Annotated in this window: 16 protein-coding genes; 3 read left to right on the forward strand and 13 right to left on the reverse strand. The window is 40.5% G+C overall.

What is annotated here, in order from left to right; translation table 11 throughout:
* Window positions 1–53 precede the first annotated feature (53 nt).
* From nusG to pbp2a, 4 genes are all read right to left on the reverse strand, one after another.
* Complete coding sequence (nusG, locus tag ABP870_RS07125) at window positions 54–596, reverse strand: transcription termination/antitermination protein NusG (protein WP_350014763.1); 543 nt, start codon at window positions 594–596, stop codon at window positions 54–56.
* A 521-nt stretch (window positions 597–1,117) separates the two neighbouring features.
* On the reverse strand, window positions 1,118–1,294 hold the full coding sequence (gene secE / locus ABP870_RS07130; RefSeq protein ID WP_350014764.1) for a preprotein translocase subunit SecE: 177 nt from the start codon (window positions 1,292–1,294) through the stop codon (window positions 1,118–1,120).
* 10 nt (window positions 1,295–1,304) lie between these two features.
* Window positions 1,305–1,457 carry a 50S ribosomal protein L33 gene (gene rpmG / locus ABP870_RS07135; protein WP_350014765.1) on the reverse strand — a complete coding sequence of 51 codons (153 nt, stop codon included), beginning with the start codon at window positions 1,455–1,457 and terminating at the stop codon, window positions 1,305–1,307.
* Between the two features lie 48 nt (window positions 1,458–1,505).
* Window positions 1,506–3,902 (reverse strand): penicillin-binding protein PBP2A, encoded by a 2,397-nt coding sequence (gene pbp2a / locus ABP870_RS07140; RefSeq protein WP_350014766.1) that lies wholly within the window; start codon window positions 3,900–3,902, stop codon window positions 1,506–1,508.
* Window positions 3,903–4,010: 108 nt separating this feature from the next.
* Here pbp2a and ABP870_RS07145 point away from each other — a divergent pair, with 108 nt between their 5' ends.
* On the forward strand, window positions 4,011–4,877 hold the full coding sequence (locus ABP870_RS07145) for an RluA family pseudouridine synthase (protein WP_350014767.1): 867 nt from the start codon (window positions 4,011–4,013) through the stop codon (window positions 4,875–4,877).
* A gap of 352 nt (window positions 4,878–5,229) precedes the next feature.
* Here the strand turns inward: ABP870_RS07145 and ABP870_RS07150 are convergent, their stop codons facing one another.
* The 5 genes from ABP870_RS07150 to ABP870_RS07170 all read right to left on the reverse strand — a co-directional run bounded on the left by ABP870_RS07150 (window position 5,230) and on the right by ABP870_RS07170 (window position 10,040).
* The gene (locus tag ABP870_RS07150; protein WP_350014768.1) at window positions 5,230–5,631 is read right to left on the reverse strand and encodes a PTS sugar transporter subunit IIA; all 402 of its coding nucleotides are present in this window, start codon (window positions 5,629–5,631) and stop codon (window positions 5,230–5,232) included.
* Between the two features lie 13 nt (window positions 5,632–5,644).
* Window positions 5,645–6,454, reverse strand: a complete 810-nt coding sequence (locus tag ABP870_RS07155) for a PTS system mannose/fructose/sorbose family transporter subunit IID (protein WP_350014769.1) — start codon at window positions 6,452–6,454, stop codon at window positions 5,645–5,647.
* A complete protein-coding gene (locus ABP870_RS07160; RefSeq protein ID WP_350014770.1) occupies window positions 6,441–7,343 on the reverse strand; it encodes a PTS mannose/fructose/sorbose/N-acetylgalactosamine transporter subunit IIC in 903 nt (300 codons plus the stop codon). Before ABP870_RS07160 ends, ABP870_RS07155 begins: the two co-directional genes overlap by 14 nt.
* Window positions 7,344–7,773: 430 nt before the next feature.
* A complete protein-coding gene (locus tag ABP870_RS07165; RefSeq protein ID WP_350014771.1) occupies window positions 7,774–8,259 on the reverse strand; it encodes a PTS system mannose/fructose/N-acetylgalactosamine-transporter subunit IIB in 486 nt (161 codons plus the stop codon).
* Window positions 8,256–10,040 (reverse strand): glycoside hydrolase family 35 protein, encoded by a 1,785-nt coding sequence (locus tag ABP870_RS07170; RefSeq protein ID WP_350014772.1) that lies wholly within the window; start codon window positions 10,038–10,040, stop codon window positions 8,256–8,258. The genes ABP870_RS07165 and ABP870_RS07170 overlap by 4 nt, the downstream gene beginning before the upstream one ends.
* A gap of 146 nt (window positions 10,041–10,186) precedes the next feature.
* Between ABP870_RS07170 and ABP870_RS07175 the strand changes: the two genes are divergently transcribed.
* The gene (locus ABP870_RS07175) at window positions 10,187–10,900 is read left to right on the forward strand and encodes a GntR family transcriptional regulator (RefSeq protein ID WP_350014773.1); all 714 of its coding nucleotides are present in this window, start codon (window positions 10,187–10,189) and stop codon (window positions 10,898–10,900) included.
* 46 nt (window positions 10,901–10,946) lie between these two features.
* Here ABP870_RS07175 and lacD read toward each other — a convergent pair whose 3' ends face one another.
* The 4 genes from lacD to ABP870_RS07195 all read right to left on the reverse strand — a co-directional run bounded on the left by lacD (window position 10,947) and on the right by ABP870_RS07195 (window position 15,691).
* The gene (gene lacD / locus ABP870_RS07180) at window positions 10,947–11,933 is read right to left on the reverse strand and encodes a tagatose-bisphosphate aldolase (protein ID WP_350014774.1); all 987 of its coding nucleotides are present in this window, start codon (window positions 11,931–11,933) and stop codon (window positions 10,947–10,949) included.
* An 8-nt stretch (window positions 11,934–11,941) separates the two neighbouring features.
* Window positions 11,942–13,117 (reverse strand): SIS domain-containing protein, encoded by a 1,176-nt coding sequence (locus ABP870_RS07185; protein ID WP_350014775.1) that lies wholly within the window; start codon window positions 13,115–13,117, stop codon window positions 11,942–11,944.
* A gap of 9 nt (window positions 13,118–13,126) precedes the next feature.
* Window positions 13,127–13,846: a GntR family transcriptional regulator gene (locus ABP870_RS07190; RefSeq protein ID WP_350014776.1), complete on the reverse strand. Its 720-nt coding sequence runs from the start codon at window positions 13,844–13,846 to the stop codon at window positions 13,127–13,129.
* A gap of 552 nt (window positions 13,847–14,398) precedes the next feature.
* Window positions 14,399–15,691 (reverse strand): adenylosuccinate synthase, encoded by a 1,293-nt coding sequence (locus ABP870_RS07195; protein WP_350014777.1) that lies wholly within the window; start codon window positions 15,689–15,691, stop codon window positions 14,399–14,401.
* Between the two features lie 267 nt (window positions 15,692–15,958).
* On the opposite strand from ABP870_RS07195, the gene ABP870_RS07200 reads away from it, so the two are divergent.
* Window positions 15,959–17,008 (forward strand): PTS transporter subunit IIC, encoded by a 1,050-nt coding sequence (locus ABP870_RS07200; RefSeq protein WP_350014778.1) that lies wholly within the window; start codon window positions 15,959–15,961, stop codon window positions 17,006–17,008.
* Window positions 17,009–17,229 lie beyond the last annotated feature (221 nt).

A 17,229-nucleotide genomic window follows, 5' to 3' on the forward strand; every position in this document is an offset into this window, starting at 1 on the left:
CAAAAAGACCCTACATTTCTGCAGAGTCCTTTCGAAATCTCAAAACGATATGGTTATGCTAACTCCGCAATTTGGTATAATTCAAGATCTGCTTGAGTCTCAGTGCCAAACATGTTAATCATTAATTTGACCTTGTTACCATCAATCTCAACAACACGTCCCTCTTGCCCCATAAAGGCACCATCAACGATTTGCACCACATCCCCAGCTTTGATGTTGGTATCAAAGACATCAACAGTTTGCCCCATAGAGATAAGAATCGCACGAATTTCTTCTTCCAAAAGCGGTGTTGGTTTCGAACGGTTACCGTGTGATCCAACGAAACCAGTAACGTTCGGAGTATTACGTACCACAAACCACGCTTCATCTGTCATTACCATTTCAACCAAGACATAACCTGGGAAACGATTTTCTTCGATTTCTTTAGTTTTTCCATTTTTCTCAACGTTAACTGTTTGTGTTGGGATTTCAACACGCAGAATGTTATCTAACATGTTATAAGTCTGCGCGCGTTGCAAAAGGTTTTCTTTAACTTTATTTTCGTAACCTGAATAAGTTTGAAGGACAAACCAGCCCTTATCAAATGAATCTAACATGACTATTCTCCTTTTTGATTGTTCGCTAATCTTACTGTATAACGTCTAACTAACTGACGATGTTTTTAGTGGTAACTCATACCGAGAAGGTGAGAGCTAAAATAAGCCTTTGATAACGATCATATCGATGTCATAAGATTTCTTCTCATCACAAGAGCTAATCGCTTGTTAGCCACTTTAACATCTACTACTCTTGCCACGCTCTATAATAAGCAGCACTTGTTAAGCGGTACATCACAAACACTGATATGAAACACAAAGGCAGTAGGCCTACACTGAAATGACTACCAAATCAGTTAAAAAGATCCTAAAGCCTACAAATAGCTGGCTCGACCTTCTATCATAGCAAAATGGCATAATAAAAAGCCTCAATGGCTATATCTGCGACTTCATTATACCATACTAGAGACCTCTCTGACCACTGAAAATCAAAAAAACAAGTCAGTTTTCGTATGTGACCTCAAACGCTAGACATTTTCCCTAACGCTTGAACCCTCTACGTTTACTGACTTGTTTTGGGATTAAAACATGTTTAAGATAGAAAGAACACCCTTTGCAATCAACTTATCGAACAAAAAGATGATAACCGTGAAAAACGCAGTATACTCTAATACAGCAAGAAAGTCTTTCCATCGTTGCTTGTGGTCTGGCCATGTTGTATCTTTTAAAACTTTAAAAATACCTGGAATAAATCTCACCGTTTTTCTCCTATCTTGTTTCTTTGTGTACTGTGTATTTTTGACAATGTTTACAAAATTTATTGACTTCTAGTCGTGTTGGTTTTGGGTTGCTAGATACTCCAATAGAGTAGTTTCGACTTCCACACTCTGCACACGCTAGGCTTGCTTTTTTCTGTGCCATAACGCCTCCGTAACCTTTACTTTACCATAATTCAAAGATTGTGGCAAGCTAGTTCAACCAACTCTCGATAGCATTCCATACTCGTCTAGCCTTATCCTCCAGATTCGCATCTTGAACTGCTCGATCAAAGTTATTTTTTGCAGATTCTGCTCCCTTTTTAAGGTCATCAAAAATATTCGAAACTTTAGGTGCCGTGCTTTCTTCTGCTTCTTCTGGATTTGCCGTATAGGTTGGTACAAGACCGTCTGAAACATAGGCATTTTCCGCGTCAAAGCTTGAACCAGCCGTATAAGGTAGGACATTACTTGCGACGGCGCTAAAAATGGTAGACGCTGTTCCAGAACTTGCGCCAGTCAGATAGTGGTTTTCATCAGTCTTTTCAAAACCAATCCACTGACTCAAGACAATATCTGGAGTATAGCCAACAACCCACTGATCACTGGTTAAATCAGGATTAAACTCCGTTTCGGTTGTTCCAGTCTTACCGGCCATAGTATAGCCATAAGCATTGGCATTGACCGCTGACCCATTGGAGAAGGTCCCCAGCATCATGCTAGTCATTTTCTTGCTGACACTTTGACTAATCACACGTTGATTTGATTCTTTAAACTGCTTGATGATTTTTCCACTAGCGGTCTCAATTCGAGTAATCAAGTGCGCTTTAGGCATGACACCATCATTAGCAAACGTTGAATAGGCTTGAGCTATTTCAAGTGGGCTAGTCGTGACACTTCCCCCAAGAGCAACACCGAGTTCTCTATTGGCTCCAGACATATTAAGACCGAATTTTTTGCCATAACTAAAGGCTTTCGATAGCCCCAGTTTATCTACAAGATAAACTGCTGGAACATTGTATGAGTTAGCCAAGGCTTGGTACATAGGAACATCCTCAGATTCATAACCACCAAAGTTTTCCGGTCTATAGCCCTTATAATCAATTGGCGTGTTTGGCAATAACTTGTGAATAGAGTAACCGTTAGCAACTGCTGGGGCGTAAGCCACGAGAGGTTTAATCGCAGATCCTGGACTGCGTTTGGCTTGAGTTGCATAGTTGAAACTCCTAAAGGATTGACTCGTACTAGAAACCCGACCAACTAAACCTCTGACCGCACCTGTCTTAGGATCCATAGCGACACTCGCACCCTGCGAGGTTTCACCATCTTCTGCCACTGGGAAATAAGAAGGGTCGTCATAGACATACTGCATTCCTACTTGATAGTTCTGGTCTAATTCAGTGTAAATCTTGTAACCCTTATTAACAATGTCATCTTCGGTTAAACCATACTTTTTAGTAGCTTCCTGAATAACCGCATCAAAATACGATGGGTATTGGTAGGTGTCCGAAGTACCACCATAATTATCTGTTAGTTCGCTCGCAATATCAACGCTAGCTGCCTGTTCTGCTTCTGCTTGACTAATTGCTTTGGCATCAACCATAACACCAAGAACTGTGTTGCGTCGATTGGTGGCATTTTTTATAGAATAAAGCGGGTTATAAATCTCTGGTCCTTTGAGCATCCCAGCTAAAATAGCTGATTGTTCCAAAGTTAGCTCTGCTGCACTAACACCAAAATACTTGTGACTAGCATCCTCAATCCCCCAAACACTGTTTCCAAAGTAAGTATTATTGAGATACATAGTGAGAATCTCATCCTTACTATACTGTTTGGTTAATTCTAAAGCTAGGAAGAATTCTTTTGCTTTACGAGTAATCGTCTGCTCTTGAGATAGATAGGCATTTTTAGCGAGTTGCTGGGTGATGGTCGAACCACCTCCAAATTTCCCCATGGTAACAATCGCTAAGGCAAACCGAGAGAAGTTGATCCCGTTATTTTTATAAAAGCTCCTATCCTCTGTTGAAATAACTGCCTTTTTAAGGTTATCACTGATGGCATCCAATTCCACATAGGTTCCCTTCTGACCAGACAGACTACCAACCTGTTCTTCATTCTTGTCATAGATAAGCGTGGTCGCTTTCAAGGCTGACTGTAAATCTTCTACATCAGCTGTCTTGGCCAAATAAAATAGATAAGATCCGACAACCAAACTAAAAATCGCTCCTATCAGGAGGATAATCTTTCCAATATGGTAACGGCGCCAAAAGCGTCGAATCCAAGAATCACGTGCCGGAATAACCTTACGGACAATCGCCAATTTAGGATATTTTTTGATTAACCGATCCAAGAGACTCAACCTGTCTTTTTGACCGTGGTAAGCTCGTTCTTTATGACGACTTGACCGATCAAATCGTCTTGATTTCTCTTTATTGTCTTTAGAGCTATCCTCCGTAAAACCTTGATAAACTTGCGTTTCATCAGCGTTTTTGTCATCAGAATAATCCTCAAGATCATCTAAATCATAAACCCCAAAATCGCGGTCATCCTCCTCTTTATCAGTAGAAAGAAGGTTTTTTAAGCTCTTTTTCCATTTATCAAATATTGTCATAAGCCTATTATATCAATTTTCTAGTGAGATTCTCCTAAAAAAACTGTTACCAAACTTACAAGTAAGTTTCAGTTAAGCATTCCCTTTCTAAGATGTTATAATAGCTTTATGACATTTACGGTAAGCATTCAGAACCCTTATCCCGAAACCACGGTTAAGGAACTCTTAGAAGAACATTTGTTAATCCCGCGTAAGGTAAGGCATTTCTTACGGACCAAAAAGAACGTCCGTGTTAATCATGAATTGATCAATTGGCAAAGTCCAGTTGCTTTAGGAGACACTGTTGAGCTCACCTTCGATGAGGACGATTATCCTACCAAAGACATCCCTTTGGGACATGCCGATCTGGTTGATTGTCTTTACCAAGATGAGCATCTCATTGTTGTTAATAAACCAGAAGGCATGAAGACACATGGCAATGAGCCGACTGAGCTTGCTCTATTAAATCATGTCTCTGCCTTTGTAGGAAAGACCTGCTATGTTGTTCATCGTCTAGATATGGAAACCAGTGGCACCGTGCTTTTCGCTAAAAATCCTTTTATCCTACCAATCCTAAATAGACTGTTAGAAAATAAAAAGATCAAGCGTCAATACTGGGCATTGGTTCAAGGGCACTTTTCAGACAAAAGCAGAACTTATCGTCAAGCCATCGGTCGTCATCGCCACGACCGTCGCAAGCGAGTGGTGGATACGCGAAACGGTCAAAAGGCTATCACCCATGTCCGAGTGCTCAAAGCTTTTGACAAGAACAGTCTCATCAACTGCCAGTTAGAAACAGGACGGACTCATCAAATCCGCGTCCACCTTAGTCATAACAAACACCCCATCTTAGGTGATCCCCTCTATCACCCAAAACCCAAAGGACGACTGATGCTGCATGCCCACGCACTGTCTTTTACACATCCGCTAACCCTTGAAACCATTCACGTCACTGCCCAGTCACAAACATTTGAAAATGGTCTGGTGATACTCTAAAGACATTAAAACCACTTAACATCACCGCTTGCAGGCAGTGACGTTAAGTGGTTTTTTGAAATATCCTACAACAGACAACCATAAGTAGGGAAAAACTCTGCCTTTTGACAATCTTGTCATACAAATGTCATGGCTGAATGATAAGTTAAATACAATAGCTGAATCCTGAAAAGAAGAAGGTTTAAATCTTGCGTAGGAGTAAGTTAGTCCTAGTCGAGTAATGTAAGGAGCCCATCATCACAGCCATTAGCATACCTTTTAAATGGATCTGACCTAGCAAATAAGAAGCAAATGTCTCACCACTCACTCTCCAAAGGACTGAATTCCCTAACTTAACAGCAGATTCTATGGATTACTCGTCTTCATCATCTGACATCACTAAGAGATCATTGACTCGATGGATATTTTCAGCGCCAAAGCTTTTTAAATCAATGCTTTCGCCAATAAGGCAGCTGTTGATGAAACCAACAACCATCGGCATATTCATGCCTGCGTACAAGTCATAACGATAGCCCTTCATCAGAAGTTGTCCTGCCACATTACAAGGAGTTCCTCCCATGAGATCCGCTAACACAACGAACTCATCAAGCCCATCAATCGTTTGCAAGAGTTTTTCTTCAAACTCTTCAGGTCCTTCTTCCGGAAGTAGGCCAACCGTATGAATATTTTCTTGTGGTCCCATAATCATCTCGGTACTTTTTTTAAGTTCCTCGCTAAAATGACCATGACTGATTAAAATTAACGCTTTTGTCAAATTTCCCTCCTAATTAAACACCCAAAATCTTAAAGTATGACATTAACAAGGCAAAAATGATAATAATCAAAATAGCTTTTGTTGAACTCATGCCTTTACGGCCTAGTAGCCAAAAGACTAAGCCTGTGAACAATGCTGGCACCAAACGTGGGAAAATTTGATCGAATAAATCTTGGATATTGATGACCTTATCACCAATTTTAGGCTCAGCAGTGAATTTGAAATTAATCATCGTTGCGATTAAAGCACCGACCATGAAGACCCCCATAACAGAGGCCGCATCAACCAAAGCACCTAACTTATCACGCATAGTGGTTACCAACTTGGTACCTTCTTTATAAGCGAATTCCAATTGTTTCCAGCGAAAGACCATGATCGCAATATTAACAGCAACCCAGAGGAATACCCCAATTGGGTTACCATTGGTTGCTAGTGACGCTGCAATAGATCCCATAATTGACGGCACTAGTGACGCAAAGAGTGAGTCTCCGATTGGAGCAAAAGGTCCCATCAAACCTGTTTTAACCCCATTTACAGCATCTTTAGATGCCACACCTTCCGTTTCTTCTAACGCTAGATCAATACCAGTAATAATGGTGTGGAAGAAATTTGACGTATTAAAGAATTGAACATGTGTTTTCATCATTTCTTTCAATTCTGGTGTGTTATCGCCATAAATTTTGCGCAGTTGAGGCAAAATAAGATAAAGATAGCCAGACCCCTGCATACGCTCATAGTTCCATCCCCATTGGAAAGTAAAGAGACTACGTTTGTTAATTTGATTAAAATCTTCTTTTGTTAATTTGTAATTAGATTTCGTCATCTTCGATTTCCCCACTTTCAGAAACTTGAGTTGTATGTTCAACAACTGTCACATTTTGTCCATTTTTATAGTGTATTGTCGCAAGAGCAGCACCGATAATAGCAATACCAATCATTGGGAGACCTTTGAATGGTGAAGCGTCAAAAATAGTTTCTTTAAGTCCTGATTCACCAATAATGCCACCCAAAGTAGTCGAAACCGTTTGTAAGTTGCCATAAATCGTTGTCAGCATGGCAGTCAACCCGAAACCAAGTGCCAAATAATGTAAATTTTTCTTAACTGGCAAGTAATGAAGCAAGATAGCAAACCCAAGACCTGGAAGCATTTTACCAGCCAGTGTCAAACCATCAGCAATCCATTGATAATCCGCAATGGTATCCACCATTGTTTTAACGGCACCACCACCAAGAACGAGAGCAAGAAAAACCGGAAGCGCACGAGAAAGAGCCCATGGCACTGCACCTAGAAGATAGTTGCGTTCAATAGCTTTATAGTTGAAATCGTCAACGTGTTTATCGATACGGTGTGCGAAATAAGTTGTTGAAAAACGTCCTAGAATATCAGTGTAAACCAGAAGAGCTGCTACTGGGACGGCAATGGTTGAGACGGCTAGTTCTGGTTTAATGCCTTGACCAACAGAGAAAGCTGTTGCCAAGACCGCACCTGATGTGGCATCAATACGTGAAGCCCCACCAAAAGTACCAACACCTAACACCAATAATTGAAGACTACCGCCGATAAATAAACCAGTTGTCATATCACCCATAATCAATCCAGAAATAAATCCGGCAAAAACAGGTGATCCAGCAGAGGAATTAATAGTCAGCTCGTCTAGGATTTGATAAGCCGAATATAGAGTAAGTAATAAAATTTGCCACCATTCAATCATGATGAATCCTCCTAAATAAGATGCTAAAGGCACAAATACTCACTGAAACAAAAGAATAACCTTAAATTACCAATCAAGATGCACTAAATCATTGTTAGCTCATCAACCAATGATTGCTAAAGATCCTTCAAAACGCCCAGACCCCTAAAAGAGGAAGCTGAGCAAGAGACGTCCACTTCAGGTTCAGCCCATATTTATAGCCTGTGTTTAATGTCAAAGAGAAGTCTTCTTCAAAAAAGAAAGACAAGAGCAAAATCAATAAAAGTCTCTGGAGAGTGTTACTTTCAAGATCTTGCCAGATAGAGCGATGAGGCGTAGTCATTGTTTCCCAAAATTGAGTTAAATCACACCACCTCAAAAAGCCATTGACTTTTTCAATAATCTTTTTCGACTAAATGCCGCTTCAAAGTAACAGCACCGTCATTGGTTATTACCTGACTTTGTCTAGCAAGGTCATGAAATCCTGAGCACTGTCATTGGGAACCATTTGATGAATGATTTTTGTTCCTTTAGCATGAATGGCATCAAAGACTTGGATATCCTCATCTACAACATTAACCGAGCGAGATACTGCGCGGGTTTCTGGTGTCTGCGACATATTTCCAACATTGAGTTCTGGGATTGACACACCTTTTTCTATCAGTGCTAGAAAACGATCTGGTCGACGGGCAACAATCAGGAGACGTTGTGAGTCATATCGGCCTGCTAAAATATTAGCAGCAGCTTTTTCCTCTGTTAAAATTGATAATTTTACCCCGGCTGGCGTAGCCAATTTCAAACCTGTTTTTTCCAAGTCATTATTTACAATATCATTATCAACCACCATAATTCGGCTGATATTTAATTTTGTTGTCCATAGATTGGCCACCTGACCGTGAATTAAACGGCCATCAATACGAGTTGCAACAATTGTCATAAATTTTCTCCTTCTATTTCTTTGTAAATAGGATGATTTTTTAATGATAAACGATTGTGGTAAATGCCTTCTGTTTCAAAGACGGTGATTATATTTCGACCTTTTTTAATGAGAACACCCGGCAAATAAAGCGATAAGGTTGGACCAACTTGCCAAAATCTTCCTAAATGATAACCATTAATAAACACGACACCTTTACCAAATGATGACATGTCAATATAAGTATCTTTGGGATTTTGACAATTAAATTCAAACTCATAAAAGCTCGGAAGCCCCTCCTGCCACTGTCCTTCATAGGAAATCTTTTCAATGTTATCAAGAGGTAGTGGATACTGCTCCCACTCTCCCACAAAGTGCAGATCCGCCATCAGGCCACGGCCAAGTCCTTTACTCTGTGTTGAAGCTTCTAACTTATGCCCGTAAGTCACGCGTCCCATATTTTCTACTAAAATATCAATCCGACTGTCATCTGTTTGTTGTTTGATCATGATGTCACCACCAATTTCGTCTTGATATTGGGTCGCCACTTTCTGATCATCTAAGAAAACGTGGATACGATCTCTAGAATCGATAACACGAAGCTTTTCCTCTTCATGATCACGAGGTAAACGCGTTCGATAAAAGATATATCCTGTTGCTTGACCTAAGGCTTCCATGTTTTGAGGATAGAAACTTTCCCTCGAGGTCGATAAATGGGCCAAAGTATCCTTCAGCGTCACCTTACGTTTCAAAGGAATATCAGCTAGTGCCATGCTGTCCTTCACCAAAGGCTCTTTATAATCTAAGTCAGGATAAGCCACTTTCAGCCGTTTTTGAAGTGCATAAAACTTGGGGCTGGGATTACCAGCTTCATCTAAAATAGCATCATAATCGTAAGAGGTTACTTGTGGTAGATCTCTATCTCGTCGTGCGGATGCACCATTCATAAAGCCAAAGTTCGTTCCACCATGAAACATATAGAGGTTAATACTCCCCTCTTCCAAGACCTCCATCACCGAATCCGCCAATTCTTCTGGATCACGCCGTATGACTGGCTCCTTCCAGCGGTTGAACCAACCATCCCAAAACTCCATACTCATCAAGGGCCATTTTTTGCCATGTTGTTGGAAAAACGAACGCATACGAGCAAAGTTAAGCTTTGCTTTTGACCCAAAATTTCCGGTGACAAGCACATCGTCATCAATCAAGCTACCAGCCCTCATCGTCGCTTGCCAGGCTCCATCAGACGTAAAGAATGGAGCTGATAAACCATTTTCCTCCATTAGCTTCTTTAAAGCTCGAAGATAAGCCTTATTTTCTCCATAAGAACCGTATTCATTTTCAACTTGAAACATCAAGATATTGCCCCCTTGTTCAAGTTGATGCCTTGTTAACTTCGGTAACAAGACCTTATAATATCTTTCAACATAAGCTAAAAATTTAGGGTCGTCTGAGCGTACTTTTACTTGTTTTTCAAGCAACCAAGCAGGTAGCCCACCAAATTCCCATTCGGCGCAAATATAAGGACTTGGTCGAACGATAGCATACAATCCTAGGTCTTGAGCCATAGTTAAAAACGCCTCTAGATCTAGGTGTTCTGAAAAATCAAACTCACCTTCTTTAGCTTCATGCCTATTCCAAGGAACATAGGTTTCAACAGTGTTAAATCCTAGAGCTTTCAGATTATATAGTGAATGATACCAATCGGCTTTAGGAATTCTAAAATAGTGGATAGCTCCAGATAATATCTTAAAAGGACGACCATCCAGGTAGAAGTCTTCCCCAATCGTGAACTTGCTCACCCAGCACCTCCTAACTATTTGTAATCGCTTTCTTTTTCATTAACATAATAACATTTATAACTTGTTATATCAAGTGTGCTGTACTATTTTTTAAAATTTTTTGTTATAATTGAACAGATTATTTGAAAACACAGGATGAAAATGACATGAAACTAAGTAGAGAACCCAAGTATCTACGTCTCAAAAAAACCTTACAAAGCCAAATCTTATCTGGAAACTTTCAAGAAGGTGACAAATTTCACACTGAATCTGAATTAGTCACCGCTTTCAATGTCAGCTCAATCACTGCTATCAGAGCCTTAAATGAGTTAGAAAAAGAAGGACTGGTTGAGCGCAAGCAAGGGGTGGGAACCTTTGTTTCACGGTCTCGTTTAGAGAGGTTAGTCAAGTTTTCCGATATTGAATTATTTGAGCCATCACAAGATGAGACCACCGTTTTAAGTGTGACTAAAGGAAATCATCCCAAGTATTTAAATCGGTTAGGACTGCATAAAACCGAATACTACTACCAAGTCATACGCTTACGAACTGCCCAAGGAAAGCCCTATATCTATCACCACACCTACTTACCTCATGATTTTGTGAAAGATGCTCATGTGGGCAAAGAGCAGTTTACATCGATCTACCAATTGTTTAAAAAGGATTTCAATATCGTTATGAGTGACGAAGTTTTCGAAGAAACCAACGAAATCCGCCTATCTTATCCAGACGCAGTAGCCAAACAATTAAAACTCAAGACGAATGAACCAGCTGTCTTACAAATTCGTACGACACGTCAAAAGAAAACGAATCGTATCTTAGAATATGTTGAAACGTATAAACGTTGGGATTATTATAAATTCAAAATTTCCTCTCGCTAGCTCAACTCATGATGCGACCCGTCATATCATCTGTTTAAGTCTCAGACTATCGGACCTTGTTTTCCCAAGACGTTGCCGTTGTCTCCAGAACCTTGTTGAGGTCATCGATGTTCTTTAAGCCTTCCGTACGAAGCCATTTTCGAGCGGCATCTGGACCATTTGTGATATAAACTGGTACCGCACCTGACCATGTGGCACGGCCACATAGCACACCGTTAAATTTAGCCCCTGATGCCGCTGCAAACTTGAGGGTTTCTTGGAATAGCTTAGCTGATACACCAGCACTTAAATAAATATAGGGTAAATGACTCGCCTCTTCTTGGTCACGGAAAGCTTGTGCTGCCTCTTCTTTAGTGTAAAGAACCTCTTCTTTAGCAAATCCTTCCACAAAATTCATATTCACAGGCACTTCTACTTTTAGAACATCAACACCAAAGCGCTCTTCTGAAAAAACAGCCATCGCACCATTAACTTTATGGGGTTTGACTTGAGCAAATTCTATACTACTATTATCAGAAATAGTCTCGTCGTATGTTAAGATTTCAAGGTAGAAAGGAATGTCTTCTGCTTGACACTCTGAACCGATACGTTCAATATAGGCTTTCTTCTGCTCATTAACAGCTTTGTCACCATCGACATCATAGTAAAGCAAAAACTTCACAGCGTCAGCACCAGCTTCCTTGATGCGCTTAGCTGACCAGACATCAAGACAGTCTGGCAAACGACTAGTCGTTGTCGCATCGTAGCCTGTTTTTTCATAAGCAAGGAGTAAACCGGCATCTTTATGACGGACTTTTGTCGCAGGAAGCCCATATTCAGGATCAAGTAGGATTGAAGAAGCATATGGTGTCAATTCTTCTGAAACCAGACTCTTCAGCTCTTCTATCTGTTCAACTGTTGGCTCCTCGGCTTGATGTTTGGTCATCATGCGTTTTAAAGCGCCACGTTGATCAAAGGCGAGGGCAGAGATAATGCCATTCTTGCTTAAGCGTTTCATTGATTGGTGTTTAGTTTGCGTCAGCGATACAGTCATAAGACCTCCTACTGTTTATAATCATGAATCGTTACACCCTTAACGACACGGTTAACTGTTCCTGTGGCAGACGGGGTATCAGGAAGATTGTTTACTTTGATGGACGATAGCAAGGCAATCGTTTGAGCAACAACAATATATGGCAAGGCTAGATAAGCATCTGGCAATAGCTCATGGGCAGCAAATGTAAAAACATCTCCTGAAAAGGCTGACCCATCTCCTTGAACAAGTGCCAAAGTTTTAGCGGCAATATTATCTTCATAGACTTCTTCTAGAATATCCAAATCGTATTGCCGAACATAAGGATGATTATTAACAAATCCAATTACAATTGTTTTATCATTAACAAAAGATTTAGGACCATGTCGGAAGCCCATCGAGGAATCGAAAACGGTTACAATTTTCCCTGCTGTTAATTCTAGAAGCTTCAATTGTGCTTCTCTAGTTAAACCAGATAGGCTACCTGAACCGATATAAACAACGCGATTAAAGTCTACATCAACCAAGGTCTGTAATTCTGCCTCACGCTCAATAACCGTTTCAGCTAGTCCTGCTGCTGTTTTAACATAGTCTTTTTTGACATCATCAGACAAAGACTGATCAAACACTAATAAAGCTGATAACATCATGCAAGAAAAACTGCCTGTCATGGCAAAACCAGCATCATTGGAACGACTTGGTTGTAATAACAAGTAATGATTGTCCTGTTTTTTGGCTACTTTTGCTAACTGACCATCTTCAGCACAGGTAATGCTGAGATGGAAAATATTATCAATGAATTGATTGGCTAAATCTACCGCAGCCAAGCTTTCGGGACTATTACCACTTCGAGCAAATGACACTAATAAAACCGTATCTTCAGGGTAAAAATAATAGTGCGGCGCAGCGACAATATCGGTCGTAGCAACACTTGAGAATAAAAAGTGTTCACGATCTCCTTTAGTTTGCAAGTAACTAGCAATGCTATTGCCAACGTATTCCGACGTCCCTGCTCCTGTGAAAATGACTTTTACTGGCTTGCCGTTGCTTGCAGCTAAGACGTTCTCCAAAAAGGCATCAATGGCGTCTTTTTGATGCTCATATTGTTCAAAAGCCTCTAGCCATAGTTCTGGTTGCTGCTTAATTTCACGTGTCGTGATAGCAGCTCCTAATTTGTCTAATTCTTCTATGGGTAATTGAAACATAAAATCCTCCTAAGATGGTTGATGGGTAATGTGATAACGAAATTGGTCGGCACGCGCAGTACTTAAGGTAAACTCAATCAGCATATTCTTATCATTGTAAGTTCTACGTGCTATCTGCAAAACAGCTGAACCTTTTTTAATATCTAAAAGGTCGGCCTCATAATCTAATGCAATACTAGCTGAAAATTCCTCCTCAGCGACTCGAATCGTTTGGTTAAAATCTTGTGCAAAAATGTCATAAAGAGGTTTTTTAGGTAATTTTTCCTCAGACAATTCCTTAAAAAGGTCGGCAGGCATGTAAGTTCTTTCAAACATGAGAGGTAAGCCATCTGCCAACCTCAAACGTTCTAACTCAAACACCTCAGTGCCTAGTTCCATATTGAGATAGGTAGCTAGATAGGGGGTTACCTGCACTTTTTCAAAGGATAAAATTCTTGTTTCAGGCTTCTTCCCTAACTTTTTCATCTGTTCTGTAAAACTGTAAGCCGATGATAAGTCTGTCTTAACGTTCTCAATGCTAGAAACAAAAGTCCCCTTCCCCTGCTTCTTATAGATAAACCCTCTCGCTTCCAGTTCCTTCAAAGCTTGGCGAACCGTAATACGGCTAACATCGAAGGTCTCACTAAGCTCACGCTCAGATGGTAGTTTATCGTGTGGCGACATTGAATCTCTGATTACTAATTCAAGAGTATCTACCATTTTTAGATACAAAGGTTTATTAGTTGTCATCAACAATTTCCTCTCTAACTTGTTATAACCAGTTTAAGTATATAATATATTTAGATATTTTGTCAAGCTTAAAGATGTCTTCCCTAAATCTCATTTTAGGGGAAAACTATCCTTGATAGCTTACCAATTACGGCAATAACGAGCGCACCTTGGTTAATCTATCAACTCAGCTAGAGCGGTATTCTACTTAACATCAAGCATAGCCTTTTCAAATCAAGGGCTATCTATTGTGGCGAGGTGTCACTGCTTTGTAAAAGAGTTAATTTATAGTCAATGAAAATCAAAAGTAGACTAGTCGACGCTGATGCAGATAGAATTGAAGATCACCAAACCAAGTCAACAAACCCTATTTTTGATTGTCGAAGCGTGTTGGTTTTATTTTTTCCATTGGGGGGTAGAACTCATTGTTTTTGAACAGCAAAAAGAGGCTTGAAACATTAGTTTCAGCCTCTACTACATCCTTAGGTTTATTCCCAAAAAACAACTATCTTTTAGGGAATTGATGACAATCATTTGACTATTTGCTAATAACGGCTAATCAGATCACACCTTTTAGCTATTAGCCCAAACAGATTCCATGATATTAGTTTGCTCACGTCCCGGTCCTACTGAGAAAGTAGAGATACGGACACCGACTAATTCGCCAATTCGGCGAACATACTGGCGAGCATTTTCTGGAAGATCTTCTAGACTACGAACGCCAGTGATATCTTCAGACCAACCTGGAAGTTCTTCGTAAATTGGTTTGCAACGTTTGAGCTGCTCAAGACTTGCTGGGTAATGGTCAATACGTTCACCATCAAGGTCGTAAGCCACACAGATTTTAACCGTGTCAAGTCCTGAAAGGACGTCAATTGAGTTAAGTGAAAGATTGGTAATCCCTGATACACGACGGCTATGGCGCATAACAACAGAGTCAAACCATCCCACACGACGTGGGCGACCAGTGGTTGTACCATACTCTTTACCAACTTCACGGATTCGGTCACCAACAGTGTCAAAAAGCTCTGTTGGGAAAGGACCATCACCAACGCGACTGGTGTAGGCTTTACATACCCCAACGACTTTGTTGATTTTAGACGGGCCGACACCCGAACCAATAGTCACACCACCGGCAACTGGGTTTGATGAGGTTACAAATGGGTATGTCCCTTGGTCAATATCTAGCATAACACCTTGTGCCCCTTCAAAAAGAACGCGCTTGCCACCATCTAAAGCATCATTAAGAATGACCGAGGTATCTGTGACATACTGCTTGATCTCCTGACCATAAGCATAGTATTCTTCAAAAATCTCCTCAAAAGTAATCGGATCTGATTCATACATTTTTTCAAAGAGACGATTTTTCTCAGCTAAGTTTGTTTTAAGACGCTCCGCAAAGATATCTTTGTCCAAAAGATCTGCAATACGAATCCCAACACGCGCAGCTTTATCCATGTAAGCTGGGCCAATCCCTTTGATAGTTGTACCGATTTTGTTATCACCTTTAGCATCTTCTTGAAGTTGATCAAGCTTGATATGGTAAGGAAGAATAACATGAGCACGATCAGAGATACGAAGGTTATCCGTCGTTACACCTTCTTCGTGGAGGTAGTTCAATTCTTTAACCAAAGATTTTGGATTAACAACCACACCATTACCGATAACTGAGATTTTTTCCTTGAAGAAAATTCCGGACGGAATCAAGTGTAACTTGAATTTTTTTCCATCGATCACGATTGTGTGGCCTGCATTATCACCACCCTGATAGCGAGCGATGACTTCCGCATCCGCTGACAAGAAATCCGTGATTTTACCTTTACCTTCGTCACCCCATTGGGTACCAACAACTACTACAGATGTCATATATTTGATCCGGGTCTTGCCCAATAGCTGAGCGAAACCCTGCTCCTTTTCTGAAAAACATTTGGCAGGAATTTCACCTGCGAGTTTATCTTACACCTTATTATAGCAAAAACCGAAAACTTTTTCTATAAAACATTTAAAATCAAGTTATTTCTACTACATAACACATCATCTACATTAAAAATAAAACAATTTCCGAATAATACTTGGCAGAAAACCTCTTTTAAGATAAAATGAGAAAAATACCTTTTAGAAAGAGATATAGAGATGTCATTCCTCAAACGAAAAGGGGTTAGTCTATCCCCAAAAGTCTACCTGATAGATGCCCTTTCCGCCATGGCTCAAGGACTATTTGCTTCGCTGTTAGTTGGTACAATCCTCTCTACCATCGGTCAGTTGGCGGGCTTGTCCATACTTACTGATGTTGGACACTTTGCTTCCAGTGTCAAAGGACCCGCAATGGCCTTGGCGATAGGCTATGCTCTTCAAGCACCGCCCCTAGTGCTTTATTCTCTACTTGCCGTTGGACAAGCTAGTGATCAATTAGGGGGTGCTGGCGGACCCTTAGCAGTCTATCTGATTTCTCTTGTAGCTTGCGAAGCTGGTAAACTAATCAGCAAAGAAACCAAACTCGACATTATTGTTACCCCTTTGGTGACGATTGTATCAGGTAGTTTTCTAGCTCTTTGGATGGCACCAAGTATCGGAAAACTTGCTATTTCTTTAAGAAGTCTTATTATGTGGGCAACCGATTTACAGCCCTTTATCATGGGAATGCTAGTCTCTATCATTGTTGGCATGGCTTTGACGCTTCCAATTAGCTCTGCCGCCATCTGCGCAGCACTCGGCCTCACAGGTTTGGCTGGTGGGGCTGCCTTGGCTGGCTGTTGTGCACAGATGGTCGGTTTTGCCATAATGTCTTTTAAAGCTAATGGTTTTGCAGGGTTAATTGCGCAAGGCTTAGGAACCTCAATGTTGCAAGTCCCCAATATCCTTAAAAAACCTATCATCTGGTTACCCACAATTGTAACTTCTGCCATCACAGGCCCATTAGCAACCCTATTTTTCAAGTTAGAAATGAATGGACCCGCTATCGCTTCTGGCATGGGAACCAGCGGACTTGTCGGTCAAATTGGCGTTTATACAGGCTGGTTATCAGATATAGCCTCAGGACAAAAAGCAGCCATCACCAGTTTTGATTGGATCAGTTTAGGACTCATCTCTTTTATTCTACCAGCGGCAATCACCTGGGTGATTTCTACTCTCTGCCAAAAGGCAAAACTATATACTGACAAGGATTTAAGCCTAGACTTATAACAGTCTCAGATTGAAGAAAAAGTTCATTTCGAACGATTCTCTTCAATCTTTTTTCTTTACGTTTGAAAACAATAATCCTCTTAGAAATACTGTTATATCAATACTTCCAAGGGGGCATTATTAAAGATATAAAGGTCACCTCCTCGAAAATGTCATGTTCAAGAAGAGTTGTCTACTTTCTGGTCTGGGATTATGTGTTATCCTATCTAAGATTTATGAGT

It is taken from the genome of Streptococcus jiangjianxini (genome assembly GCF_040225085.1).
Taxonomy (GTDB): domain Bacteria; phylum Bacillota; class Bacilli; order Lactobacillales; family Streptococcaceae; genus Streptococcus; species Streptococcus jiangjianxini.

Coding starts and splice junctions, on each gene's coding strand:
- ABP870_RS07160 (WP_350014770.1), bottom strand. CDS start 7,343: ATGATTGAATGGTGGCAAATTTTATTACTTACTCTATATTCGGCTTAT.
- ABP870_RS07200 (WP_350014778.1), top strand. CDS start 15,959: ATGTCATTCCTCAAACGAAAAGGGGTTAGTCTATCCCCAAAAGTCTAC.
- ABP870_RS07190 (WP_350014776.1), bottom strand. CDS start 13,846: ATGACAACTAATAAACCTTTGTATCTAAAAATGGTAGATACTCTTGAA.
- ABP870_RS07195 (WP_350014777.1), bottom strand. CDS start 15,691: ATGACATCTGTAGTAGTTGTTGGTACCCAATGGGGTGACGAAGGTAAA.
- lacD (WP_350014774.1), bottom strand. CDS start 11,933: ATGACTGTATCGCTGACGCAAACTAAACACCAATCAATGAAACGCTTA.
- ABP870_RS07165 (WP_350014771.1), bottom strand. CDS start 8,259: ATGACAATTGTTGCAACTCGTATTGATGGCCGTTTAATTCACGGTCAG.
- nusG (WP_350014763.1), bottom strand. CDS start 596: ATGTTAGATTCATTTGATAAGGGCTGGTTTGTCCTTCAAACTTATTCA.
- ABP870_RS07175 (WP_350014773.1), top strand. CDS start 10,187: ATGAAACTAAGTAGAGAACCCAAGTATCTACGTCTCAAAAAAACCTTA.
- rpmG (WP_350014765.1), bottom strand. CDS start 1,457: ATGGCACAGAAAAAAGCAAGCCTAGCGTGTGCAGAGTGTGGAAGTCGA.
- pbp2a (WP_350014766.1), bottom strand. CDS start 3,902: ATGACAATATTTGATAAATGGAAAAAGAGCTTAAAAAACCTTCTTTCT.
- ABP870_RS07185 (WP_350014775.1), bottom strand. CDS start 13,117: ATGTTTCAATTACCCATAGAAGAATTAGACAAATTAGGAGCTGCTATC.
- ABP870_RS07145 (WP_350014767.1), top strand. CDS start 4,011: ATGACATTTACGGTAAGCATTCAGAACCCTTATCCCGAAACCACGGTT.
- ABP870_RS07155 (WP_350014769.1), bottom strand. CDS start 6,454: ATGACGAAATCTAATTACAAATTAACAAAAGAAGATTTTAATCAAATT.